The organism is Salinivibrio sp. MA427 (assembly GCF_001996115.1).
In the GTDB taxonomy this organism is placed as follows: domain Bacteria; phylum Pseudomonadota; class Gammaproteobacteria; order Enterobacterales; family Vibrionaceae; genus Salinivibrio; species Salinivibrio costicola.
Genome location: NZ_MUFH01000105.1, coordinates 1 through 8139, shown reverse-complemented (window position 1 = coordinate 8139; position 8139 = coordinate 1). Strand labels below are relative to the sequence as shown.

The 8139-nt window shown below is 49.4% G+C and carries 6 protein-coding genes; 1 reads left to right on the top strand and 5 read right to left on the bottom strand.

Translation table 11 applies throughout. The annotated features are described in order from the left end of the window. Positions 1-10 precede the first annotated feature (10 nt). On the bottom strand, positions 11-877 hold the full coding sequence (locus BZG79_RS08510; protein ID WP_021024240.1) for a helix-turn-helix transcriptional regulator: 867 nt from the start codon (positions 875-877) through the stop codon (positions 11-13). Between the two features lie 218 nt (positions 878-1095). On the opposite strand from BZG79_RS08510, the gene BZG79_RS08505 reads away from it, so the two are divergent. Continuing rightward, complete coding sequence (locus BZG79_RS08505; protein ID WP_021024239.1) at positions 1096-2535, top strand: MFS transporter; 1440 nt, start codon at positions 1096-1098, stop codon at positions 2533-2535. A 69-nt stretch (positions 2536-2604) separates the two neighbouring features. On the opposite strand, the gene BZG79_RS08500 is transcribed toward BZG79_RS08505, so the two are convergent. The 4 genes from BZG79_RS08500 to BZG79_RS08485 form a co-directional block, all read right to left on the bottom strand. Next, positions 2605-4767, bottom strand: a complete 2163-nt coding sequence (locus tag BZG79_RS08500) for a S9 family peptidase (protein ID WP_077774181.1) — start codon at positions 4765-4767, stop codon at positions 2605-2607. A 204-nt stretch (positions 4768-4971) separates the two neighbouring features. After that, entirely contained in the window at positions 4972-5421 is a 450-nt protein-coding gene (locus BZG79_RS08495) for a hypothetical protein (protein ID WP_077774180.1), read from the bottom strand. Between the two features lie 121 nt (positions 5422-5542). Beyond that, positions 5543-6190: a hypothetical protein gene (locus BZG79_RS08490; RefSeq protein WP_021024496.1), complete on the bottom strand. Its 648-nt coding sequence runs from the start codon at positions 6188-6190 to the stop codon at positions 5543-5545. Positions 6191-6334: 144 nt separating this feature from the next. Then, a complete protein-coding gene (locus tag BZG79_RS08485; protein ID WP_077774179.1) occupies positions 6335-7864 on the bottom strand; it encodes an ABC-F family ATP-binding cassette domain-containing protein in 1530 nt (509 codons plus the stop codon). Positions 7865-8139 lie beyond the last annotated feature (275 nt).

Here is an 8139-nt window from a genome sequence, read left to right as displayed (position 1 = left end):
GTAAAACACGCTACTTATTCATTTTAGGCGTACTATCGTCATTTTTATCTTGATATAAAAATGCTTTAGGTGGCTTACCAACCAAAGACGTTACCATATAAGAGAACGCACTATGAGTCGCATAGCCCAGCTCTTGGGCTATGATACCCGTTGGCACTCTCATCGCCGCCATATCGATAGCCTTCGACAAAAGAGCTTGATGTTTCCACTGCCTAAACGTCATTTGTAATTCCTGTCTAAATAGCCTCGCAACCGTGCTCTCACTTGCGCCTACTTGACCCGCGAGGGCAGACAGTGTTGTCGTTTGTAACGGTGACTGAAGAAATAAGTCGCATAAATGTCGCAACCGTTTATCTTCTGGCATCGGTAGGCCAAGAGCGACTTTTTGAGCTTGCCTCACTTCTGAGCTTATGAGAGTGCACATTGCACTGTATGTCTGCTCGCCGATCTTTTCGGTCGTCTGAGTTGCAATACGCTTGACTAATTCACTGAGCAAAGTACTGACCTGAAAACAGCGACAGACTCCCCACTCTTTACGCCATGTTTCGCCGTGAAAGTAACAATTAGTTTGGAACATATAGACAGAGAATATTTCTGCCTTTTCAAGTAATGAAGAGTCATGGGCAACACCAGGAGGGATCCAGACTGCATGTTGCGGCGGCACCAAGTACGCAACCTGCGGGGTTTTGACCTGCACGACGCCGGTATCAGAGAACACCATCTGTCCCCAGGGATGGTGATGGAGCGCGACTTCCGCCCGCTCAACGACCTGTTTGGCGATAGCCCGGATCGGCGTTTGTTCGTTCAAATCCAGATGCGTCATGGGCTCCATGGACGGATCGTGGTGGATTGACTGATTCTCGATACTTTTTGCCATATATACGAAATTCACTCAGCTCCATTCCTAGTATAAATAGTTAACTCGACAATGTTGATATGGCGAGTCATCGAGCTCCGACCATGAAAGCAAAACACACTTTTCTATTATAAACAATTATATGAGTGAGACATGTGTCAGTTATCTATTTCAACTTCAGAGAATAAGATGAACCCAAGGCGATATAGCACAACGACTGTTAGCAATGGAGGCTTAACATGAAAAACGCAAACAATAGTGAAAACACTATGTTCAGCAAAGCGCAGCGTTGGGTCATCGTCAGCTTGATCTTCGGGGTTTGTTTACCACTGATAGATGCCACGATTCTGGGGGTGGCCCTGCCGGACCTGTCCACCAGCCTCTCAGCGTCCGTCACCCAAATACAGTGGGTTTCTGTGCTGTATACCCTGGTTGCTGCCGTGACGGTGACGGTATGTGCTTGGGCAACCCGGCAGTGGGGGGCGAAAACATTCTGGATCACCGGACTGGTGGTTTTCTCTGTAGGCTCTGGATTGTGTTCAGTCTCGCCAACAATCAACTGGCTGCTGGTGAGCCGCGCTGTACAGGGAGTCGGGGCCGGGATCCTAATGACCGTGATGCAGACCGTTTTAGTCCAAACCGTGGGTAAACCATTGCTGAAAACAGCGATGGCGACGATGGCGGTACCGACAGTTCTGGCCCCGATCGCCGGGCCGCTTCTGGCGGGGTACCTCCTTCATATTGGCGACTGGAGAATGATTTTCTATATCAACCTGCCAATTGGATTGGTGGGCATTGTGCTGGGTTGGGTGATGATTACCAATGATGACTTTCAGCAAGTCCGCCAGCCTAGCGACGCGTCCTCACAGGCGAACAACCGGTTCGACGGACTTGGATTTATGTTACTCGCGCCGGCACTGGTCTTGTTGATGTACAGCCTGTCGTCTTTGTCTGATCTCGGCCACCAGGGAGGGGGGCATTGGCTTGAAACTGGAGGAGCATCTTTTATCGGTGCCGGTTTGTTGCTCCTGTTTGTGCGGCATACACGAAAACGAAGCCAGCAGCCGCTCATCCGGTTAAAAGTTTTTAGCGTGGGATCCTTTAGTGCCTCAATGGGTTTGCTATTTCTCTCGAGTATCAGTTTTTACGGTGGGCTGTTTGCGCTGCCCCTGATGTTTATTCAGGGATTTGGACACAGTGAATGGCTGGCCAGTGTGTGGGTCGGCGCGCATGGCCTTGGGGCGTTGGTTTCCCGTCCCTACCTAAAAAACCTGTGTGAGCGACTTGGTGTCGGGAATACCGCGTTGCTGGGCTGCAGCCTTGCTGTTATGGGAACCGTGCCGTTTCTATGGCCGGGCATTCAGGGAAGCGATCCCCTCATCGCGTTGACCATGGTTCTACGTGGTGCAGGCATTGGGTTGTTGACCTTATTGGGGATGTCGCATGCTTATCATGACTTGGAGCCAACACAAACTCCGGATGCCAGTGCGTTATCACGGCTCCTAACCTTGCTGGGTGCCTCTGTCGGACCGGCGATAGTCGCGATACTGTATGTGCAGGGCGCACACTCGGGTTCATTTCAGCCAGTACTGATGGGCTTAACCCTGGTCACGTTATTATGTGCAATACCAGCAGTACGGCTCATGAAAGAGGAACTAAAAACCAAAGCTGCATCATAAACTGCCACACGCCAATCATTATGGTTGAGGCTCATACCTCAACCATAAGTCAATACACTCTATGGCCAGCTATTGTTCATCCTGCTTATCGAGCAAGTCGAAGAAGAAGGCATATTCCAATGCATCTTCTTTAATCCGCTTAAAGCGTCCCGATGCGCCGCCGTGGCCGGCTTCCATATCGGTTTTAAACACCAGCGTATGGTTGTCGGTTTTCAGCTCACGCAGTTTCGCGACCCATTTCATCGGCTCAAAGTACTGCACTTGTGAGTCATGCAAGCCTGTGGTGACCAACAAGTTGGGGTAGTCTTGCGCGGTGACATTGTCGTACGGTGAATAGCTAAGCATGTACTCGTAGTAGGTTTTGTCGTTGGGGTTGCCCCACTCGTCATACTCGTTGGTGGTCAGTGGAATTGACTCATCCAACATGGTGGTGACAATATCCACAAACGGCACATGCGCGGCCACCCCTAAATACAACTCTGGCGCTTGGTTGATGATTGCCCCCATTAGCAAGCCACCTGCTGAGCCGCCGACGGCAAACACCTTGTCTTTATCGCCATAGCCTTGCGCGGTGAGCGCTTGGGTCACATCAATAAAGTCGTTAAAAGTGTTCTTTTTGGTCAGCTTTTTACCGTCGTCATACCAAGGGCGTCCTAGCATTTCAGAACCGCGAATATGCGCAATCGCAAACACAAAGCCGCGATCCAACAGGCTTAAACGCGTGGTGGAGAACGTGGGCTCCATGGTGGCGCCGTATGAGCCGTAACCGTATTGATAAATCGGATTAGTGCCGTCTTTTTTGAAGCGGTCTTTACGATACACCAAAGACACAGGCACCTGCGCACCATCACGCGCGGTGATCATCACCCGCTCTGACTGGTAGTTGTCCGGATTAAACTCACCCAGCACTTGGTTTTGTTTGAGCATTTCACGCTCACCCGACGCCAAATCAAACTCGTAGTAGGTGCCCGGTGTGGTCAAGCTGGTGTAGTACACACGCACAGCGGTATTATCCATTTCTGCGTTGCCCGTCAGATAAGCCGCATAAGCCGAATCATCAAACTGCAACGGATATTCATCACCGTTAATCAGGTTTTGCACCGTGGTACGCGGCAAGCCATTTTCGCGCTGCTCGTACACTAGATGGTTGTCGAACAGGGTGAAATCAACCAACTGCACCTTATCATTTGGCGCGATCACATCTTGCCATTGGCTGCGATCGTCACGCTCGCTTTGGTGTACCTTCATCAAGCGGAAGTTGACCGCTTGGTAGTTGGTATAGATGTAATACCACTCGCCACGCTTCGCCACTTCATATTCTATGCCGGTTTCTCGCGGATAAAACGCTTGGGCAGTAGCATTCGGATCATTGGCATCCACGAGCGATACGCCGCTGGTTTCGGTGCTGGCGTGCCAAATAAAGATTTGCTCACCGTCTTTGCTTTTGCTCAAGCCGGTGTAGTAGCTGGTATCGGTTTCTTCGTAAATTAAATCATCAGTGGATTGCGGGGTCCCCAAACGGTGGCGATACACCTGAAACCCTAGCAAGGTTTGCGGATCTTTTTTGATGTAGTAAAAGGCTTGATTGTCGTTCTGCCACACAATACTGCTCGAGGCGCCTTCAACCTTATCATCGAGGTACTCACCGGTAGTGAGGTCTTTAACTTGAATGGTATAAACGCGGCGGCTGAGGGTATCTTCTCCATACGCTAATAGGTTTTCGTTTGGACTGACGCTCAGTTGGCCAATGCTGTAAAACTCATGCCCTTTCGCGAGCGCGTTGACATCCAAAATCACCGTTTTATCGGTGCCCGCAAAGTCTTTGGCACGCACATAGGTGCGATATTCATCATCGCCTTCCACTTCACTGGAATAGAAATAACTGCCTTTTTTGACGGGAACCGAGGCATCGTCTTTGACGATACGCCCTTTGATTTCATCGAATAGTTTGGCCTGCATTGGCTCAGTGTGTGCGAGCACCTGATCGGCGTAGGCGTTTTCTTGATTAAGATGGGCGATCACATCAGGATCTTGGCGTGCATCATCACGCATCCAATAGTAGTTATCCACGCGCGTGTCGCCGTGAATGGTCATTTCATGAGGGATTTTTTTCGCGACAGGCGCACTCAGTTCGCCTGGGCTGGAAGCTTTCACGTGTGACTCTCCTTGAAAACTGCACCCTGAGAGCAAGGACACCGCCAGTGCTCCGGTGAGTAAAATGTGTCGGGACATACTTTTCCTTCAGGTTTATTTAGCCATAACAGTAATTTAACAAACAAGCATCCTATTAATGACCTGAGGGCATCAAGCAAGTTCCAATAAACAATGTTCTTTTTATCGTTCGCCAAACGACTGACTGACGCATCGTTTCTTAATACCAGTCCATGTTTTAAGCCTAAAAAGGCTAATTCTTATCTTTTAGCTATAAAAGGCTAATTATAGCAAAGTGAGGCTTTGTGTGATCACAACGCCCACTAATGTCGTGATCACTACCGACAATAACGAACCAATTAAAACGTATTCGGTTAGGCTGCGATCGGTAGAACGCGTCAGCTCACCAAAGCGGAAAATCGACTTGGCTGCCAGCACAAAACCGACGGCCGTATAGCTGCCAAGCAAGGTAAAGGTCAGGATCAAAATACGCTCTAAATAGCCAATCAACGCCCCCGCAGCCACGAGGCCATGATAATCGTGTTGATGATCAGAGGGTGAGTCCAACGTGACCGTAAAGCGCTGTAACACATGACCAATCAATACTGATGTCGGCTTTAAGATCAATAAATAGCCCGTGCCAATTACGACGATCTCGCTAAACAGAGGCATCTCGGTCAGTCCAATCCAAGGCGGCTGCGCCACAAAACTCAGGGCAATTAGCCCTAGTACCACAAGGTGTATGCCTTGGCTCACCGTGAAACGGACCAGTGATGACTGCGCGACAAGGGCTGTAGATAGAAATCATAAATAAGATGAGTCAGTAACAAGGGAACCAGCAAAGAAAGGAAGGCCATCATACGTGTGCCCCCACAGTTTGCTGAAACTCGGCCAACAATGCCTCAATAAGCTCCCAGCCCGCCGCTTTAAGGGACTTACTCACGGTTGCATTCGCGACCCCAAGCGCGGCCGCTAACTCGCCGTACGCAAGTGGTTGATCACGCTGTAATAAAGGCAACATCATTTCGCATTGACGAGATGTCGCATCGCTGAGTTGCCGGTCAAGATAACGGATCAGCAATGCAAATCTGTCTTCAAGATCGGTATTGGCGCAGAAAAAAGCCAGCCGCTGGTTTTTCATTGCTTTTAAGCCACGACCAGATAGCACAAAAGCCTGTCCCATTGACTCTGACACCGACTCACGCAAATCCGCTTGCTCGGCAATCGCAAAGCTGATGCGACAATCAAACGGTTTTCCCAGTGCTTTGATGGCGACACGATACATCACGACATAGTGAAGCGCGTTCGCCACATCATGGATCACAGATTGAAACTCATCACCGCGTATAATGCTGTGCTGATTAGCGCGATGCGCTTGTGAAATATGGGCTTGTATGGTTTTGATTTGCGCGAGTACTCGCTCATACTCATCTCGATTTAAGGCAGTCGAATCCACCAGATCGCCACTGATCACCGCAATGGGTGACTTGCGTGCTGTCGCCATCATTCATCCCTGTTAACCAATTCCGTCAAATTTAGCTTTTTTTGGCAAAAAATACAAATTTACCCATAAATAGCAAAAAGATAAGCGAGGCCGCATCGCTCAACCTCGCCGTTACTGACGTGGCAGTTACTGACGTGTTAGCGACTAAAGCTGGGTCATATCGATCACCTTATCCGGCCAGTGCTCGATAAATTGTGGCTCGTGAGACACCACAATTACGGTGCCTGCATACGCTTTAAGGGCGTGCTGCAACGCCATTTTTGCATCGACATCAAGATGTGTGGTGGGCTCATCTAACACCAGTACATTGGTTTCCATCACGGCTAAACAACAAAGCTTTACTTTGGTTTGCTCACCCCCGCTGAGTGTACGCAATGGCCGCACCGCCTTTTTACCACGGAGACCACATTCAGCCAGCTTCTGGCGCGCGGTTTTATCTGTGAGCTGGCCCACCCCACACACGGCCTGAACCGGAAAGCTTTCCGGAAAGCGCCATTGTAATCCTTGCTCAAAATATCCCCACTGTATACCGTTTTCCGTGTCAATGTGGCCTCGTAGTGCAGGGATCTCTCCCAATAAGGTTTTTAACAATGTCGATTTGCCCAAGCCATTGAAGCCAATAATCGCGACTTTTTCGCCCCGTTGAATCTGAAGTGACAGTGGAGGCAAAAGCGGTGTGCGATAGCCAATCTGCAACCCCTTGGCGGCTAAGACATGTTGCGACCGTAATGGTTTGTATTGGAACGCAAAGCTTATCGGCTCACGCGTCTGGTTTTTTTCAATCGGCACCATTTTCGCAAGCTGTTTTTTGCGCCCCTTGGCAATACGCGCATTCACACCTGCGCCGTTCTTGCGAATATAGGTCGCCAACTTATCCATTTTTTTCTGCTGCGCGAGGTATTGCTTGTGCTGTGTTTCACTTTGCTGCGCTTTTTGTTCCAGCGCTTGCTGATACGATCCTTTGTATTTGCGTATCTTGCTCTGGTCGATATCAAAAATCGCTGTCGTGATCGATTCAAGGAAGGCCTCATCATGCGACACCACCATAAAGGTACCCGTATACTGGTTAAGAAACTCCGCCAACCAAGTAACATGCTCAGCGTCGAGGAAGTTTGTCGGTTCGTCGAGTAACATCACCTCAGCTTGTTCCAGCAGTAATTTTGCCAACATCACTTTATGCCGTTGACCGCCGCTCAACTGGCCCATTGCGGTTTGCATGCCCAACGGCGCGATACCCAGTCCAGCCGCTACCTGTTCAATACGATGAGAGATACGGTAAAAATCTTGTGCCTCTAATTGGCTTTGCAGGCGTGCCGCTTTGGCAAGCACCGCGTCTGACGTGTCCACCGACATCGATGCGTAGATAGCATTTAACGCTCGCTCAGCCTCCACAAGATCGCGATATGCCAACGCCATAAAGTCATAGATAGACAGTGTTGGGTCGATCGTTAAATGCTGGTCTAAATAACCGACTTGGGTATTCGGTTGCCAAACAATCTCGCCACTATCCGGCAGCAGTTCCCCTTGCAGCATTTTCAACAGGGTACTTTTCCCCACACCGTTCGCACCCGTCACGCCAACATGCTCACCATGATGTAGCACTATGCTCGCATCTTGGTACAACACTTTATCCTCAATTTGGAAACGGATGTTTTCAATCACTAATAAGCTCATGTTTCTTATCCATAAAAAAAGCCGGTAACAAGTACCGGCCTTTCGTCATCATTAAAATGGATGCATTCTGCTGTGATCAGAATGCAAAAAGGCCGGTGATGGAGCATCACCGGCCTCACTCTCTATCGCGTCTTTACATCAGATACTGGAAGCCCTGCGAAGAGTACGCATGGCAATACCTGATGAAGATGTGATGTTAAGCTCCGAGCAACACTTCATCGTGTATTTGCGCGGAGCCAAGCCTTCTTACGAAGTTCTTAGATAGAATATAAATC

Bases quoted from the DNA above. Each gene is read 5' to 3' on its own strand.
- BZG79_RS08490 (WP_021024496.1), bottom strand. From the start codon at position 6,190: ATGGCGACAGCACGCAAGTCACCCATTGCGGTGATCAGTGGCGATCTG.
- BZG79_RS08505 (WP_021024239.1), top strand. From the start codon at position 1,096: ATGAAAAACGCAAACAATAGTGAAAACACTATGTTCAGCAAAGCGCAG.
- BZG79_RS08485 (WP_077774179.1), bottom strand. From the start codon at position 7,864: ATGAGCTTATTAGTGATTGAAAACATCCGTTTCCAAATTGAGGATAAA.
- BZG79_RS08500 (WP_077774181.1), bottom strand. From the start codon at position 4,767: ATGTCCCGACACATTTTACTCACCGGAGCACTGGCGGTGTCCTTGCTC.
- BZG79_RS08510 (WP_021024240.1), bottom strand. From the start codon at position 877: ATGGCAAAAAGTATCGAGAATCAGTCAATCCACCACGATCCGTCCATG.